The 17917-nt window shown below is 34.6% G+C and carries 15 protein-coding genes; 3 read left to right on the top strand and 12 right to left on the bottom strand.

Annotation, left to right across the window (positions count from 1 at the left end):
• Positions 1-72 precede the first annotated feature (72 nt).
• Positions 73-1593, bottom strand: a complete 1521-nt coding sequence (locus BXY64_RS03895; RefSeq protein ID WP_120238623.1) for a RagB/SusD family nutrient uptake outer membrane protein — start codon at positions 1591-1593, stop codon at positions 73-75.
• 18 nt (positions 1594-1611) lie between these two features.
• Complete coding sequence (locus tag BXY64_RS03890; RefSeq protein WP_120238622.1) at positions 1612-4659, bottom strand: SusC/RagA family TonB-linked outer membrane protein; 3048 nt, start codon at positions 4657-4659, stop codon at positions 1612-1614.
• Positions 4660-5099: 440 nt separating this feature from the next.
• On the opposite strand from BXY64_RS03890, the gene BXY64_RS03885 reads away from it, so the two are divergent.
• A complete protein-coding gene (locus tag BXY64_RS03885; RefSeq protein ID WP_120238621.1) occupies positions 5100-5633 on the top strand; it encodes a gamma carbonic anhydrase family protein in 534 nt (177 codons plus the stop codon).
• Between the two features lie 51 nt (positions 5634-5684).
• Here the strand turns inward: BXY64_RS03885 and murI are convergent, their stop codons facing one another.
• The 8 genes from murI to BXY64_RS03845 all read right to left on the bottom strand — a co-directional run bounded on the left by murI (position 5685) and on the right by BXY64_RS03845 (position 13587).
• A complete protein-coding gene (gene murI / locus BXY64_RS03880; RefSeq protein ID WP_120238620.1) occupies positions 5685-6512 on the bottom strand; it encodes a glutamate racemase in 828 nt (275 codons plus the stop codon).
• Between the two features lie 90 nt (positions 6513-6602).
• Positions 6603-7118 (bottom strand): OmpH family outer membrane protein, encoded by a 516-nt coding sequence (locus tag BXY64_RS03875; RefSeq protein ID WP_120238619.1) that lies wholly within the window; start codon positions 7116-7118, stop codon positions 6603-6605.
• A gap of 29 nt (positions 7119-7147) precedes the next feature.
• Entirely contained in the window at positions 7148-7669 is a 522-nt protein-coding gene (locus tag BXY64_RS03870) for an OmpH family outer membrane protein (RefSeq protein ID WP_120238618.1), read from the bottom strand.
• Positions 7670-7745: 76 nt separating this feature from the next.
• Entirely contained in the window at positions 7746-10259 is a 2514-nt protein-coding gene (gene bamA, locus BXY64_RS03865; protein ID WP_120238617.1) for an outer membrane protein assembly factor BamA, read from the bottom strand.
• A 24-nt stretch (positions 10260-10283) separates the two neighbouring features.
• Positions 10284-11030, bottom strand: a complete 747-nt coding sequence (locus tag BXY64_RS03860; protein ID WP_120238616.1) for an isoprenyl transferase — start codon at positions 11028-11030, stop codon at positions 10284-10286.
• 3 nt (positions 11031-11033) lie between these two features.
• Positions 11034-11699: a type IX secretion system protein PorG gene (gene porG, locus BXY64_RS03855; RefSeq protein WP_120238615.1), complete on the bottom strand. Its 666-nt coding sequence runs from the start codon at positions 11697-11699 to the stop codon at positions 11034-11036.
• A gap of 208 nt (positions 11700-11907) precedes the next feature.
• Positions 11908-12792 (bottom strand): NAD kinase, encoded by an 885-nt coding sequence (locus BXY64_RS03850; protein ID WP_120238614.1) that lies wholly within the window; start codon positions 12790-12792, stop codon positions 11908-11910.
• Between the two features lie 129 nt (positions 12793-12921).
• On the bottom strand, positions 12922-13587 hold the full coding sequence (locus BXY64_RS03845; protein ID WP_110361347.1) for a CBS domain-containing protein: 666 nt from the start codon (positions 13585-13587) through the stop codon (positions 12922-12924).
• A gap of 105 nt (positions 13588-13692) precedes the next feature.
• Here BXY64_RS03845 and BXY64_RS03840 point away from each other — a divergent pair, with 105 nt between their 5' ends.
• Together BXY64_RS03840 and BXY64_RS03835 are read left to right on the top strand one after the other, a co-directional pair.
• Positions 13693-14406, top strand: a complete 714-nt coding sequence (locus tag BXY64_RS03840; protein ID WP_120238613.1) for a pyridoxine 5'-phosphate synthase — start codon at positions 13693-13695, stop codon at positions 14404-14406.
• 344 nt (positions 14407-14750) lie between these two features.
• A complete protein-coding gene (locus BXY64_RS03835; protein WP_120238612.1) occupies positions 14751-15560 on the top strand; it encodes an alpha/beta fold hydrolase in 810 nt (269 codons plus the stop codon).
• A 370-nt stretch (positions 15561-15930) separates the two neighbouring features.
• Here BXY64_RS03835 and BXY64_RS03830 read toward each other — a convergent pair whose 3' ends face one another.
• Both BXY64_RS03830 and BXY64_RS03825 read right to left on the bottom strand, forming a co-directional pair.
• Positions 15931-17043 carry a hypothetical protein gene (locus BXY64_RS03830; protein WP_120238611.1) on the bottom strand — a complete coding sequence of 371 codons (1113 nt, stop codon included), beginning with the start codon at positions 17041-17043 and terminating at the stop codon, positions 15931-15933.
• Between the two features lie 90 nt (positions 17044-17133).
• Positions 17134-17856: a 3'-5' exonuclease gene (locus tag BXY64_RS03825; protein WP_110360962.1), complete on the bottom strand. Its 723-nt coding sequence runs from the start codon at positions 17854-17856 to the stop codon at positions 17134-17136.
• Positions 17857-17917: the final 61 nt, after the last annotated feature.

Here is a 17917-nt window from a genome sequence, read left to right as displayed (position 1 = left end):
AAGGAAGCCATAGCCATAAACTTAAAGACCAGGCTTCCTATATTTTCAAACTAGCTCAATATTTAAATATTCTTATTTAGCTAAGTTTGGATTCGTATCTAATTCTGATTGTGGAACTGGCCACTGGAATTTAGGATCTCCTGCTGGAAGATTTAAAAGTGCAGTATGATTACCACCTGTACGTTTTAAACCATTACCTAAACGTAACATTAATCTATGACCATGACCTTCACCGAACATTTCTTTTCTATACTCAACAATGATTTCATCAATTAAGTTTTGTCCTGAGTTAGTTGATAAACTTGCTCCAGAAATCATTCTTTGCTGAATTTCAAGTAATTTGTTCTTAGCTTCAGTCTCACCCGAAGCACCTTCACGAGCTGCACACTCTGCAATGATTAATACCATTTCAGATCCACGAATGTAATTGTACTCACCAAGTCCTAAAGAACCTTTTGTTTCACCAATTACGGCATCAATACGAGGGAATTTTCCATAAGTATAGTATCCTAAGCTTGTTTTTCCTACAGTAACACCGTATCCTGGATATTTTAAGTAGTGCTTATGATATTCATAACCTGAACCATTCTCATGGTCAGATTCTGGTGAGAAAAAGTGTTTTCTTAAATCATTATCAGCAAACAATGCAACCAAAGTTTCATTAGCACGGAAGTCATCACCCATTCCATCCCAGTTGTCATGAAAGGAGGTAAATGTTCTCCACTTAGAATACTTATCTTTATCACTTACAAATACCAATAAACTTTCGTCATTAACTCTTGACAATCCTCCTTGGTAGTAAGTATCCTTGTTCATTAAGTTAACACCTTCTAAAGCGCTAGTAGCTGCAGCTTTTGCTTCAGTATACATGTGCATATCCATGTAAATTCTTGCTAAAATAGCATAAGCTGCATTTTTATTCATGTATCTTGAATTACCAGCATTTACAAGAGGTAGATCAGGAATTGCTGCATTCAAATCAGTAATTGCCTTAGCATAAATATCCTTCATTGTATTTCTTTCTGGAAGATCTACAACACCTGGAGTTGAAGAATAACCAATCTTATCTACATAAGGAACTGCTTTTGAAGATCCATTATCCAAGTGATAAGCTTTACCAAAATAACGTGCTAAATCAACATGAACCATTGCTCTTACCGCTTTAGCTTCCGCAACATACTGCTTCGCTTTATCTTCCGAAAAGCCTTCAACCTTACTATAATCAATTTCATGAATCATAGTATTTGTAATTTCAACAGAATAATATGATTGATTCCAAATTTGTTTTGGACCACTACTGGTTGCTCTAGTTTCATAAGCATACTCAGTTCCCCACACCTGATACCATGTATCACCATACACCATATCATCAGCAAGAATATCACCTAAAACTGGAAACATTAAAGTGTAAAGAGCACCATCTCCTCTATAAGCTAATTGCGAATACATACCAATGCGAACCGCATCAATAGCATCCTCAGTATTATAAACGTCCTTAGCTGGAACCTTAGTTGTAGGATCCACTTCAATCAAATCCTCACTACACGAGAAAAAGAATGAAGCTGCGAACAATAATAAAATATATTTTTTCATAATTTCTTAGTAATCCGATTAAAATTTAATATTGATACCCATTCTGTAAGTAGTGGCAGGGTTGAAAGAATATCCATTACTAACACCTGCTAGACTGATTTCAGGATCTCCAGACTTGTAATCAGAGAAAGAGTGTACATTGTCCACAGTCATAAATACTCTTGCATAATTCAAGAACATTTTATCCAAAAATCTTTCTGGAACAGTATAACCCAATGTGATGTTTTTGATTTTAACGAAATCACCATCTACTAACCATCTTGATGATGTTGAATTACTACTTGTATTGTTAGCCCATCTATATTTTGGGATATCAGTATTAGTATTTTCCGGAGTCCATGAATTCAATGCATCTTTTGCCAAGTTAGTAGCTTTACCTGATCCATCGTGCATGAATGTTTGGTATTGACCATCATAAATTTTGTGACCAAAAGCTGCAACTGTTTGAACAGAGAAATCAAATCCTTTGTACGATAGGTTGTTATTTAAACCAAAGAAGAATTTTGGAGTAGACTGACCCATATTGTATCTTGTAGCCTTGCTGTAAGATTTTGTTTTCACTTTTTCTACAGTTCCATCTGCATTTTCTTGATCCATATACCACTGAGCTCTACCATCTTCAGGATCTACGCCAGCCCATTCTCTAATATAATATTCATAACGGCTATCACCAGCAATCCAACGTTTGGTACCTTGGATTACCTGATCAACTGGCAATGACTTAATTTCATTTTTAATATAAGTCATAGTAAGATCAGCATTCCAATTGAATTCTCCAGAAAGGATCTTTCCACTCAACTCCATTTCAAAACCTGAATTCTGCATTTCACCAATATTCATTAGTACAGATGGGAACCCGGTAGTAGTAGGAAGAGGCACATTATATAATAAACCATCAGTATTCTTATTAAAATACTCAATTGTACCACTCAATTTAGAATCGAATAAATCGAAATCTACACCCACTGAGAAGTTGTCTGATTCTTCCCATCCTAATTGAGCATTAGGTAAGTTTGTATGAGAAACACCAGTGATACCACCATAGTTTGCACCAAGGCTATAGTAATCACCAAACTTATAATTACCAATATCGTTAGTACCTAATACACCGTAAGAAGTTCTTAGCTTCAAGTTGGTAATCCAATCTGCTGATAAAAAGTTTTCCTCAGAAATTCTCCATGAGAAACCTACTGACCAGAAATTACCCCATTTATTATCTTCACCAAATTTTGAAGATCCATCACGTCTGAATGAAGCAGACATATAGTATTTATCTCTAAAGTCATAATTCAAATTAGAAAGATAAGAGATCAAACCAACTTCAGTTGTAGATGATCCAGCATATCTAGGACTATTACCTGTTGACAATTCAGTCGAAATATCACCTAGAGAATAACCATTCTTAGTAGCATAGAAATCTTGATAGTCATAATCTGCAGCTTCGTATCCAACAATCACATCAAATGAGTGATCATCACCAACTTCAAACTTGTAGTTTGCAGAAGTATGCATGGTCCAATCCATTGTATGATAGGTTTCTTTAGTAGAAAGTCCATTCTCAGTTGAACCTGATCCATAGTATGGATTCTGGAACGAATCTCCTCTTCTAGTATTTAATCTTCCCGAAAGCTGACCTTTTAATGTTAACCCATCAATTACTTCATAAGTAATAGACGGAGCAAAAAAAGCTGAAAAACCATAATTGTCATCAAAATCTGCTTCCATCAAACCAATTGGATTGTAATTTTTGTAGTTAGGGTTTGAATAGTCATAAACTCTGTTTCCTTGTTTATCCAGAACATATTCATAGCTATGAGTACCATCACCATTATCAATCTGATTCAATTGATACATAGGAGCAGCAGGAGAAAGTACGTATGACAAATACAAGTGGTTATTTTCATTCGCCTTAGTTGTATAAGTACCCGAACCTTCGTAGTAAGATATCGTTGAGTTAACATTCACTTTTAAGTTATCACGCAAGTCAATAGTGTAATTAAAGCGAGTATTTGCCCCTTTGCTTTTTGAAGTACGCACAAATCCATCATACTTATACATACGTGCTGACCAATGGTAATTAGAATTTTCTGATCCACCACTTGCTGCAACATATATTTCATCCTTAGATGCATTTTCAAGAGCTTCATCTTTCCAATTTGTATCATACAATAACTTAGCACCTTCTTTAAGTGAACCATCTAAATTGAATGGCTCAGCCATATTATAAGGATTTTTATTATTCATATAATAGTTAAAGTAAGTATAAGCTCTGCTTTCTCCTACATAGTTAACCATTCCTTTAAATTGGTGCTGATAATATTCTCCTGCATTCATTAATTCCCATTCAGGCTCAATCATTTTTTCTACAGAATGCTGATACTTAACCTCAAACGTAGGTTTTTTATCTTTTTTACCTTTTTTAGAAGTAATAATGATTACACCATTAGCACCACGTGAACCATACAATGCAGTAGATGCCGCATCTTTTAGCACTGTAAAGTTTTCGATATCTTCATCATTTGGCTTAGGGGCACCAACAACACCATCTACAACATATAGAGGAGAAGATGAAGCTGAGAACGAACCGAATCCACGGATACGAATATCACCACCCATAACAGTAACACCAGCAACTTTACCTTGAATTACTTTACCAATACCACCAGAAACTTTTACGATATCATCTTTTTTCACCACAGATGCAGATCCAGTAAATGACTCCTTTTTAGCGGTACCATAAGCAACAACCATTACTTCATCAACATCAACTGATGCAGGCTGCATTACAACATTCATGGTAGATCCTTTAACCGCAAGTTCTTGAGCAGTCATACCAACGAAAGAAAAAACAAGAATACTCTCTCCCTCAGGAACATTAATTGAGTATTTTCCATCGAAGTCTGTAGAGGTACCGATGGTAGTACCTTTAACGATTACGGAAACCCCTGGTATTGATAGTCCATCTTCGGCCGATGTAACAATCCCAGAAACTTCTCGACTTTGAGCTAAAAGCCCCTGCAATCCTATAAACATTAGGATTAGCGTCGAAACTAAACTTTTTTTCATAAATTTTTAGTTAGTGGATTAATTAATTTATTAAATAATTATTCATATATGAATTCTAAGCTTAATCCCTAGTTAAGCTGTAGACAGAATACATACCCCTTTGAATTGTTTTATTTTTGACTAAATAGGTGATTTTATTGCACCCCTACGATAATATTCACCATATTTCTATTAATACCCCTATTAATTAGTCGCCATCAAAGTTGTAAAAAAATGTTAAATATTCAAATTTAATTGTCATAAATTTATTATTTCTTAATCCATTAATGAATAAACAATAACTTTTATTCAGATTGATTTTAATTAACAAAACTCATATTCAATTGATAATCTTTGTAGTTGCGCTATCGTTTGCATAACTTTTTTTTACAACATACGCATGCTTTAAGTATCAGATTTTATTTTGATTATCTTTGTATTTATAATCAAACTAAATAAGAATGGCTATTATTAGAGATTTAAATGGAAAATCACCAAAATTTGGTAAAAACTGCTTTCTTGCCGAAAATGCAGCTATCATAGGAAATGTTGAAATGGGAGACGATTGTAGCATTTGGTATAGTGCCGTTCTTCGCGGAGACGTTCATTACATTAAGCTAGGCAACAATGTAAATGTTCAAGACAATGCAACCATACATGCTACATATAAAAAGTCACCAACCAATATTGGAAATAATGTTTCTATTGCACACAATGCAGTTGTGCATGGCTGTACCATTAAAGACAATGTACTAATTGGCATGGGAGCCGTTGTATTGGACGATGCTGTAATCGAAAGCAATTCAATTATTGCTGCTGGTTCAGTTGTTACCAAAGGAACTCACGTAGAATCAGGTAGTGTTTATGCTGGTTCTCCAGCTAAGAAAATTAAAGAGATCAGTCCTGAACTTCTTGAAGGTGAAATCAATAGAATAGCGAACAGCTATGCCATGTACGCAAGCTGGTATCAAACTGACGAAGAGACAATCAAATAGTAGAGATTTATTCTAAAAAATAGCCTTCACATATATGAAGGCTATTTTTATTTAATATGATATATGTCTAGCTCTCAGGCTAAGATTTAAAAACCTACTTGCCTTTTCCTCAAAACTATCAACAAATTCTGTAGTATAAAACTCTCTTTCCGATTTTTTTGAACATCTAACATCCATCTCCGGGTGCCTGACCAAATAATCTTTTAAGCTATTCGCTACAATTTCACCCTGGGAAATTAGCTGAATGTTATCGGGAAGAAATTTTCGGATTTCATCCCTCAATAATGGGTAATGAGTACAACCTAAAATTATCGTATCAATCTCAGGTTCCCTTTTTAAAAGACTATCAATATTCTTTTTAATAAAATATCGCCCCCCTTCGGTGTGAAACTCATTATTTTCTACCAAAGGAACCCACATTGGGCAAGCTTCCTGTATCACCTTGATATCCGGAAATAGTTTTTTAATTTCTAACGGATATGAATTTGAACGTACTGTTCCAACAGTTCCAAAAACACCTACATGCTTCGATTTAGTTAACAGTCCAATCTCTTCAACGCTTGGTCTTATAACCCCTAACACACGTTTATTGGGATTAATCTTTGGTAGATCACATTGCTGAATTGTACGCAGCGCCTTTGCTGAGGCAGTATTACATGCCAGTATAACCAATTCACATCCCATAGAGAACAATTGTTCCACAGCCTGCAATGTATAATCATATACCACATCAAACGATCTGGTTCCATAAGGGCTTCGTGCATTATCTCCCAAATAAATAAAATCATACTCAGGTAATTCTTTCAAGAATTCATTTAAAATACTCAAACCTCCGTATCCAGAATCAAATACTCCTATTGCTTGCCTATTATTATTCATGCACTTATTTTTTACTACATCATGATTGGTAAAAATAAAAAAGGTGGTATTAAAATACCACCTTTCTACATAATATCTTGATAAGAATATCTATTGTAGACCCAATTTAGCTTTTACCAATGGCATAACATCAGTACTATTATCTGAATTAAACAAGATAACACCAGTACTAATATCCAAAATATATGTAAATCCATTTTCAGCTCCAACATCTTTAATTGCTTTAGATGCTTTGTCAAAAATTGGTTTCAATAATTCATTCTGCGTTTTTTGAAGTTCTTGTTGTGCAAAACCATCAAAAGTTTGCATACGATTTTGAAGTTCTTGAATTTCCTTTTCTTTGATTGCTCTAACTGCATCTGTTAAAGTTTCTCTTTCTGCAATATATGCCTGAGCTAATTTTTGATACTCAGCTTTCATTTCCTGAATTTGCTTATCGTATTCTTCTGCTTTTGCTTGGATTTGCTTTTGAGCTTGCTCTTTTTCAGGCATTATAGACAATAATTCATTTGAATTAATATGTCCTAATTTTACAGTTTGTGCAAATAAGTTAGCTCCTGTAAGAAGGAAAGTGGCTACTAATGTTACTTTTAAAAATTGTCTCATAGTATACTCAGTTAGTTTTTATTTGATATTTATTTAGTTCTTATACCCAATTTATACAGCACCTTATCACTTAAATCAAATTTTGCATTACTGTATATGATTGTCGGCCCATTAGCACGATCAATAATCATACCATAACTTCCAGATTTCGCTATCTCCTTGATTGCCTCATAGATATCATCCTGGATAGGCTTCATTAATTCTTGTCTCTTTTTGTAAAGTTCTCCATTTCGACCAAAGTATTTTTGCTGCAATTTTTGAGCTAACACTTCTTTATCATGAATTTCTTTTTCTCTCTTTACTCTCATTTCTGATGATAAAAAAACCTCATCAGCCCTAAACTTTGTATGTAATTCTTTAATTTCAGCAGCAACACTTTCAATTTCATTTTGCCATTTTTTTGAAAATTGATCCAATTGCTCCTGCGCATTTTTATAATCAGGAATCTTATTTAAGATGTATTCAGTATCGACAAATCCATAGCGTTGTTGAGAATATACATCTCCTAAACAAACTAATAATACTATTATCAATAAGATTATTCGTTTCATATAAAAGCCTTTTTACAAACAAACTCTAAATTAAGCTAAATTAAACGAGTAGTCAATACTCAACCCTTAAAATATGTTAAAATTGTTGACCAATTACAAAATGGAACTGACTACCGTTTTGTCCAGGTAGATTAGCTTCATCAAAACCATAAGCCCAGTCAATTCCCAAAAGACCAAACATTGGTAAGAAAATTCTTAAACCAACACCAGCAGATCTTTTTAAGTTGAATGGCTGGAAATCTTCAAAATCATACCAAGAGTTACCTGCCTCTGCAAATGCCAATGCATAAATTGTTGCCGATTGACTTAAAGACAATGGGTATCTAACTTCAGCAGTAAGTTTAGAGTAAACATTACCACCTAAACGTCTTCCATCATTTTGAATTGGTGTAAGAGACCCATTTTCATAACCTCTAACTCCAATATTATCACTACCATACATACTATAACCCGACATTCCATCGCCACCAACTTCGAAACCTTCGAATGGTGATCTCTTGTGTTTGTCGTAATATCCTAAATAACCAAACTCCGCACCGGTATAAAGCACTAATTTGTCATTTTTAGGAAGTAATCCATTATACATCTTGCCTTTAAATACCCACTTATGGTATTCAATCCATTTGTACTTTTCATCATCATCTGCTCTTTCATAATCCAAATCCTCAAACAAAGAGTAAGGAGGCGTAAATTTCAAACTCAATGAGAAAGAAGATCCTTTACGCGTATATAATGGATTATCAATAGAGCTTCTAGACAATGTAGTGGTGAAACTAAAGTTATTTGAAGTTCCATCCGAAATCAAATAATAGGCCCAGTTCTTTAATCTAAAATTCTGATAACTTACCTCGTTGTATAAAGAAAAATAGTCATCTGGCCACTTCAAACGACGAGCCAATCCAACACTAGCACCAAAAATCTTTTGACTTTGTCCTGTATCAAAACGATCAGAACCTTGCGAATAGTAATATGCATTACGATTAAAGCCTGTTTGCTGCGAATAATAAATTGACGTACTCAATGAGGTAGGTTTTTTTCCACCTAACCAAGGCTCTGTAAATGACAAACTATATGAGTTATAATAAGATCCATTTGTTTGAGCACGAATACTTAATGTTTGACCATCACCAGTAGGTAGTGGACTCCAAGCTTCTTTGTTAAAGATATTTCGTATAGAGAAGTTTGAGAATCTTAATCCTACAGTACCGATAATCATACCTGCACCCCAACCACCTGAAAGCTCAATTTGGTCATTTGCTTTTTCAGCCAATTCATATGTAATATCAACCGTTCCACTTTCTGGATGCGGTTTTATATCAGGGTTAATTGCCTCTGGATCGAAGTGACCAAGTTGTGCCAGTTCGCGAACAGAACGAATGATATCAGACTTACTAAACAGTTCACCTGGATAAGTATACAATTCTCTTCGTGCAACATGCTCGTGAGTTTTAGTATTACCTACAATATTAACACGATCAATTGTGGCTTGTTTACCTTCAACCATTCGCATTTCGATATTAATCGAATCCTTTCCAATTACCCTTTCAACAGGATTCACATTAAAAAATAGATATCCATTATCCAAATACAAATTACTTACTGCATCATCATCTTCTCTTAATCGTTCATTCAAGTAGCTTTGATTGTATACATCACCTTGCTTAACCTTTAGAACTCTATCCAAGTCATAGCTGGTATAAACAGTATTTCCAACCCAACTAATATCATTAAAGAAATACTGACTTCCTTCCTTTAGTTTTAAATACAGATTAACTCTGTCATCAGAAACCTGTTCAATACTATCTGAAATGATAATCGCATCTCTATACCCCTGTTCATTATATTTGGTAATCAAACCAATCTTATCTTCGTACCACTTTTCTTCGATGTACTTAGATGATTTAAAAAAGTTTCTTAATCGTTTTTCTTTAGATCCTTTTATTGCCTTCTTTACTTTCTTATCAGTAAGAGCATTATTACCTTCAATAAAGATATTCTTGATCTTAATCTTATTATTTCTATCCATATTGATATCCAAAATCACACTATTTGCTTCATTTGGATCATCTCTTTGCAAAACATTAACATCTACATTATAGAACCCCTTTTCTTTGAAATAGTTCCCTACAATAGTACTAATATTTGAGATCATATAATCGGTAACCTGAGTTCCTTTCTGAAGTTTTAACCTTTCCTTAATTTTATTAGTCTCACTTTTGGAGGTTCCATTATAATTTACCTCAGATAATCTAGGCCTCTCTTGTAAGTGAATATTTAAATAAATCTTCTTATCAATTAACTTTGTTGCTGTAATCTGAATATCAGAAAACAAACCTTGTTTATACAGTTTATTAACTGCCTTAGTAACCTTATCTCCTGGCACTTCTAGCTGAGATCCAACACGCAATCCTGATATTTGCACAAGCACGTTAGTTTCCAGGTGTTTTACTCCTGAAACTGTTACTCCACCCAATTCGTAAGTTTTAGGAGAAGTGTAGTAAAGAGCTGGATTGTAAATCGTATCGGTTTCCTGCGCTATCGCAGTAAAACTTATAAAAAGGGTTAAAATAAAAGTTAATCGTTTAATCATTACTAAGCGTATAATGGTTAATTCTTAATTATCTGTTAACTGTTCACTTGTTTTACCAAACCTACGTTCTCTGTTTTGATAACTATATAAGGCTTTATACAATTCCTCCTTATCAAAATCAGGCCAAAACAATTCGGTAAAATACAATTCGGCATAAGCCAATTGCCATAACAAGAAATTACTAATTCTTGTTTCACCACTGGTTCTAATCATTAACTCAGGATCAGGAATACCAGCTGTTGTCAAGTGATTTTCAAAAATTGAATCGTCGATATCTTCTGAAGACATTTCCCCATCAGCCACTTTATCAGCAATCATTTTAACCGCATTCACAATTTCCCACCTCGAGCTATAACTCAAGGCCAAAACCAAAGTCAATCCAGTATTTACTGATGTTGTATTAATGGTACCATTCAATTTTTCTCTTACCTCCTCTGGCAAACTATCAAGGTTTCCAATGGCCTTTAATCGAACATTGTTCTTCATTAAGGTTGGAGTTTCATTCTCAATAGCCTCCACCAATAAAGACATCAACCCAAGAACTTCATCTTGTGGACGATTCCAATTTTCAGTTGAGAATGCATAAAGGGTTAGGTAAGAAATTCCTAATTCTGCGGCTCCTTCGACAGTTTGTCTTACCGCTTCAACGCCATTCTGATGGCCTACAATTCTATGCTCGCCACGCATTTTTGCCCAGCGACCATTACCATCCATAATTATTGCCAAATGTGAAGGCAACTTTTCTTTTATAATCTTTTCTTTGAATGACATATATTACTTAACAAGTCGACCGTATGAATGACATTCTTCATTATCTGGAAATAGTTTATAACTAAACATGATTCCAAAGAAGGATGCCCAATCGTTATTGTGCATTAAATTGCTTTTGTTTAAACTATGAGGATCATCCAAGTGATCCAAATTATCGGTGAATGTTTTCCTAAAACTCCACTCTAAGGCCGCAGTCCATCTTCCTCCCAGGTTATATTTAAATCCTGCTCCCATTGGGATGGTAAAGGATGACTCGGTACTACTTGGTGCGATATATCCTATACCTGCCGTTACATAGGGAACCAACTTTTTGGTTCTTGATTTTCCTGGAGACCAAAATGGTTGAAAATTAAATTCTGCTTGCAAAGACAGGTCAACCACATCAGTATCAAAAGAAGCTCCTCTATTTCGCTGATATTGATTCTTAAAATCTCTATCTTCTCCTTTTAATCCAGAAAACAACATACTTGCTCTTAAAGAATATCTGGTATTAAAGTTGTACCGATAAATTCCTCCAATAGCAACAGAACTTGAATAAAAATGATAGGTATGGTTAATATCGCCCATATAATAGGCTGCTCCTCCAAAAAAACCTAATTCTGCTTTGGTTTGTGAAAATGCCGAATTACAAGCGACAAGAAAAAGTATACCAAAAATCAGTCTGCGCATAAAAACAAGTTTGTTTTTCACCTGTAAAATTGATTTGAGAGCGTCGCATATCGCTTTAAAGCCCTGTTAAAACAGGATGCATTCTCCCAAATTTCATTCACAAGCTACAAAAGTAACATATAATCTTAAAAATCCTTATTTCAGGGGTAAAATATAATGTCTATCGAGTTAAATTTTGTTAAAATGAAAAACAGTATCACTTAGATTATTAATTACGTTTATCAACGCCCCACATTAGCTTATTGCGTAAGGTTCCGTAAAAGCTGTGAGTTTTCAATTTTAAAACTCTAATTTTAAAATCTGATTTTTTTATTTTAAGTTCAATTGAAGAGTCAAATGTACATGAACGAGAATCCAAGGAAGCTAAATAGCTATCACTTCTCCCCTCTACCTTCAAAGTAATTTCATGATAATTTGGCACCACAATAGGACGAACCGTTAAGTTATGAGGCGAAATTGGAGAAATAATAAAATTCTGAGTATTAGGAACCAGTATAGGTCCACCCACACTTAATGAATACGCTGTTGAACCTGTTGGTGTAGCAATAATTAAACCATCAGCCCAATAGGAATTCAAATATTCATTATTTAAATATGTATGAATGGTAATCATTGAAGCTGTATCGGTCTTATGCACGGTGAACTCGTTAAGTGCATAATTGAATTCAGGAAATAATCCATTTTTTGAGGTTTCCAACTGAAGCAAGTTCCTTTCCTCGATGGTATAATTCCCCTCAAAGATGTCTGATAATGCCTGTGGAATTTCATCCTGCGCAATATCTGCCATAAATCCTAATCTACCACTATTGATCCCTACAATTGGAATTCCCGCATCTCGCACAATAGTTACCGCTTCCAGAAAAGTTCCATCTCCTCCAATAGAGAAAACGAAATCTACATCCTTATTCAAATCATCACACCCCTTGTAATATCCATTAACGGGTGGTTTAAAATTGATTTCACGAATTAAAAAATCGTAAAATGGTTCGTATATGTCTACCTCCACATTGTGTTTGGCAAACTCGTCGAACATGAGTTTAAAGCTATCGGTGAAACTTTCATTAAAAAGTCGACCAAAAAGAGCTATTTTCATCTAATTTGTGTTTGTTTTATTGATTTTCACAGACAATTGCCCACATTAACGCATTCAATATCTGTAAAAGCAAATATAAAAGTTTCTCTTGATCGGGAAACTTAATTCAATAAAGATTTGAAGATTTAATCAGATGTTCAGAAATCGCATAAACGAATTGTAACGATCCTCTAACATGTCTTTCATATCATCTTCACGCACATAAGTTGTCTTTATTGTATAATCGTAACGTAAAAAAGTTTGAATTATTGAGGTTAGGTTGCTACGATTTATTTTTATGGTGAGCTCTATTTTTCTGGAATCAGTCGCTGACTTCACATACAGACTTAATATTTTAGCATCGTTACTTTCAATAATTCTTGAAATCTCGCTAAGGGAATAGTCAACCGAATTAAGATCCAACACAATAATACCCCCTGGCTCTCGAACGGAATAAATCCTTTCGATATACTGCATTAAATCATTAAGCGTAATTAGGCCCACATATGTTTTCTCGTCTTCTAAAACGGGAATTACGGTAAGTTTAAGTCGTGATATAATCTCAATAACATCATATATATGGTGATTTTCCATTACATATGGGCTAAACAAAGACAACTTTTGCTTTCCTATTGGCTCCTCTGCCTGATTTAGGTCATAGATATCATTATCCGATATCAAACCTAAAAACTCATCTCCTTTCACAATTGGCAAATGAGATACACGAAAAATCTCCATCCAGTTTAGTGCCTGAATTCCAGTATCCGTTTCCCTTAAAACAGGAACTACATCAGAAATTAAATCTTTTGCGATCATAAATAGTTTTTCTAGGAATTACTTATATTTTTGCCGATAGGTAAATGAGTTACGATTTTTAAACTGCGCTTACCTTACATTTTAATCAATTAAGATTCTATTAAAATGACTAGACTTAGTGTAAATATAAACAAAATTGCAACATTACGAAATGCCCGCGGTGGCAATACTCCTAATGTTTGCGAGGCAGCAGTTAACTGCGAACGTTTTGGAGCTGAAGGAATTACCGTTCATCCGCGTCCAGATGAGAGACATATTCGCTATCAAGATGTTAGGGATTTAAAACCATTGGTAACTACCGAATTCAATATTGAAGGGTATCCTTCGCAAGATTTTATCGATTTAGTTCTTGAGGTAAAACCAGAGCAGGTAACCTTAGTTCCTGATCCACCAGAAGCCATCACTTCAAATGCAGGTTGGGATACAGTAAAGAACAAGGATCTTTTAATCGAAATTATTTCTCAATTTAAAGCTGCAGGAATCAGAACCTCAATTTTTGTTGATACCAATTTAACAAATGTTGAAGGTGCTGTAGCAACAGGAACTGATCGTATTGAATTGTATACGGAGCCTTACGCAACAGAATATCCGGAAGATAAAGAAGCTGCTATTCGTCCATTTGTTACTGCAGCAAAAAGAGCCCACGAGTTAGGTCTTGAAATTAATGCTGGTCACGATTTAAGTTTGGAAAATCTTCAGTATTTCTATCAGGAAATTCCAAATTTGGCCGAAGTTTCGATTGGTCATGCTCTAATTTCTGATGCTTTGTACTTTGGATTAGAAAACACAGTACAGATGTATAAAAAATGTCTTAAATAATATTTACAAGATATATTTTTTGAAGGGTGCCAGCACGGCACCCTTTCTTTTTGCAATCTAATTATCTGGTAACCTGAGTTCGGTTTAAAATATCCGACACAGAAAATCAGATTTATTCAAGATTTGTTTAAAAAAAATCTGAAAGAATATCGGGATATTTTGAAGAATTTTTAACGAAAAGATTAGATGAAAATGATTTTTTCAAAGAATTTACATGCTTTTGGCATAAACTTCCTCAAATCACCTCGAAATATCCCGATATTCCTTCGAAAATTTCTACTCAAAATCAGTGTAAACTGTGACAATGTTTTAATTCGAACTCAGGTTATTATATCTTTACCATTATGAAGTTGAATTATAGAAAAGTCGGAGAAGGATATCCATTAATCATTGTTCACGGATTATATGGCTCTTCGGATAACTGGTTGAATGTTGCCAAAGAATTGGGCAACAATTTCGAAGTATTTATTTTGGATCAAAGAAATCATGGAGCTTCCCCTCATTCCGATTCGCATACCTACGAGGATCAGAAAGAAGATTTACTGGAGTTTATGGATGATCACAAAATTGAAAAGGCTAGCTTACTAGGTCATTCAATGGGAGGAAAAACCATAATGTTTTTTGCTGCTGATTATCCTGAAAGGGTAAACAATTTAATTGTAGCCGATATTGCACCAAAAAATTACACAAAAATTTCTGATTACGCTCCACAAACAATCGATCATGAAAATATCGTTTCGGCAATGTTGAATTTTAATTTATCAGCATACAAAAGCAGAACAGAAATCGACCAAAAGTTAACTGAAAATATTTCAAGCGAACGAGTACGACAATTTCTTCTCAAAAATTTAAAACGAAACGATAACAAAGAGTTTGTTTGGAAACTTAACATCAAAACCATTAGTGAATATTTACCACAAATTATGGATGGCATGGATAAGGAGAAGTTTCAGAAAGGGAAAGGCATTACAGGCTTTCCTGTTCTATTTATAAAAGGCGAAAACTCTAATTACATTACCGATGAAGATCATCAGCTAATTCGAACCATTTTCCCCTATGCTGAAATCACCACTGTTCCAAAAGCTGGACACTGGGTTCATGCAGAACAACCTAGATTACTGGTTAAAACTGTTGAATATTTTGTGCTGGATTAATTTTACACAAGAAGATAATACACACTTTTATTCAAACATTAAACAAGCTCTTCCGCTGACGGATCACATCAATTAATTTTTTGATGAGCTCTTCCGCTGGCGGAACACGTCAATTAATTTTTTGATGAGTCCGTACGCTGGCGGAAGTGATCATTTATTTTTTTGACAAGCTCGCACGCCGGCGGAACACATCAATTAATTTTTTGATGAGCTCTTCCGCTGGCGGAACACGTCAATTATTTTTTCGATGAGTCCGCACGCTGGCGGAGGAATTCATTTGCCAAAGAAGTATCAGTACTAAAAACGGAAAGGGCTGTTTCATCTTTTTTGATACAGCCCTTTCATTTATTTGTCAATATTCTCTTCTATATTACCACTCGCCTCCAGATCGGATATACTGTGATTTTGCCTGCTTGTTAAAATCATGAATGTCTCCTTGATAAGGCTCGATACCTTCTTCGTATAGATATGCCACAACTTTAACGTAAAAAACATCACCAAGATTCAATCCAAAATCTCCTGCATCCCCTTCTTCAAGCTCAATACTTTGCCAATCCTCATTAGAGGCTGGTTGCCAATTTGAGGTTACCAGTGGGTTATTTTCGTCTTTATTGGAATTTAAAATTTGCACGTAGTAGTATGCACTTGCATTATCAATAGCTTTCCATTCTACTGTAACTGATAATGGTCCCGTTCCAGTAATGTGCTCTGGATTTTTTACAGATTCAACATTAAGAGCTTCAATGTCTACATTTTCAATTCTATCTTCAAATTTATACTCATCACCCGAATTCATTTTCACATAGAATTTAACCAACTCCTCACCTTTAAAAGTTTCAAAATATTTTTTTGCATCAGCTTCTTTTAACCTCCAGACTACCTTATCATCAGCATTCGCAGATTTTACCAATTCAAAACTATTCGATTCTAAAATTACCTTTGCTTGTGATATGAATTCTCCTTTTACCTCAAAGTCATATCTATATTTATTCACAAAACTGCCATTCGACAGAACAACTTCTTTTACTATAGCTGCATCAGCTGTTAAATCTTTCAGTTCTGTCAAATCGGAATAAAAGTCCCAATTGCCAACAGAAACACCTCCTCTTAAAACCAGATGCGTACCTGATGATGATCTATCAATTGTATACTCACGAACATTTCCAGTCGTTTTATCATTTATCGTTAGTGTATTATCTTTCGATAAATTCCAGGTGCCCGCTTTATCATTATCCCTTCTACCACTATATTCTTGCTTAACCAAATCTCCATTTCCATTAAATTTATACACCAACAGTGCATCATCAGTAGCGAAATTTTGATTTCTATATGGATTGGCATACCAATATTTGTTGGTAAGATCAGATGCTTTGAATTCAAATTCTTCCTCTTCGCCGCCACTACTTCCACCGCAAGAAAACAACGAAAGGGCTCCTAATAAAGTTAGGGCTAATGATAGCTTTTTATAAATTGAATGCTTCATTCTATTAATATTTTCAGGTTTAGATTATTACTCTTTAATTGAATTGTTAAACACGAAAAAAGTTAAATTATTGTATAATAACAAAGATTATTACAACAATATTCTTTCAAAATTCTCTTCTGGAATCAAATCTTCTCCCTGATATCGCAGAAACAGTTGGGCTGTTGCAAGAATATCTTTCTCGCAATAAATTGCAATTCGCTCCAAATCTCCATCTTTCCAATACACTTCTCCTACCATCGATCCATCAATATCATCTTTCGGAGTTGGAATATTAAACACTTCGCACAGTAAGGCCAATGATGTGTAATGTTTGTAATCACCAAACTTCCACAGTTCCATAGTATCGATAAACTGTACTTCCCAAGGTTTTTTCCCTGCAATATCCAAAATATCTGGCAAGTTTATTCCATTAATGAGCATACGTCTCGCGATATACGGAAAATCGAATTCTTTGCCGTTGTGTGCACAAAGATTTCTATAAGGTTTACTGCAAAATCGAGTAAGCATATCACCAAATTCCTCCAACAACAATCGCTCATCATCCCCATAAAAAGACTTGGCCACAAATTTACGTCCGCCTTCTTTGTAGGTGATCATTCCTGTTGATATGCACACAATTTTCCCAAACTCTGCATATATTCCAGCCCGTTGATAAACATCAGCAGCTGATTCATCTTCTTTTCTGAAATAGTTAGATTTCTTTTCCCACAAATCCTGAAGCTTGGGTGAAAGTTCTTCAAAATCTCCTGTTCCCGAAACAGTCTCAATATCAATAAAAAGTAAACTGTCGGCTTTGATTTTATTAAGCATGGCAATGATTTATCATAAATAAAGTGAAAAGTTATAAAAAAAGGAGACTCAAACAAAGTCT

This window comes from Marinifilum flexuosum, from assembly GCF_003610555.1.
In the GTDB taxonomy this organism is placed as follows: Bacteria; Bacteroidota; Bacteroidia; order Bacteroidales; family Marinifilaceae; genus Marinifilum; species Marinifilum flexuosum.
Note: the sequence above shows the minus strand (reverse complement) of the source record. Positions and strands in the feature narration are given on the sequence as shown.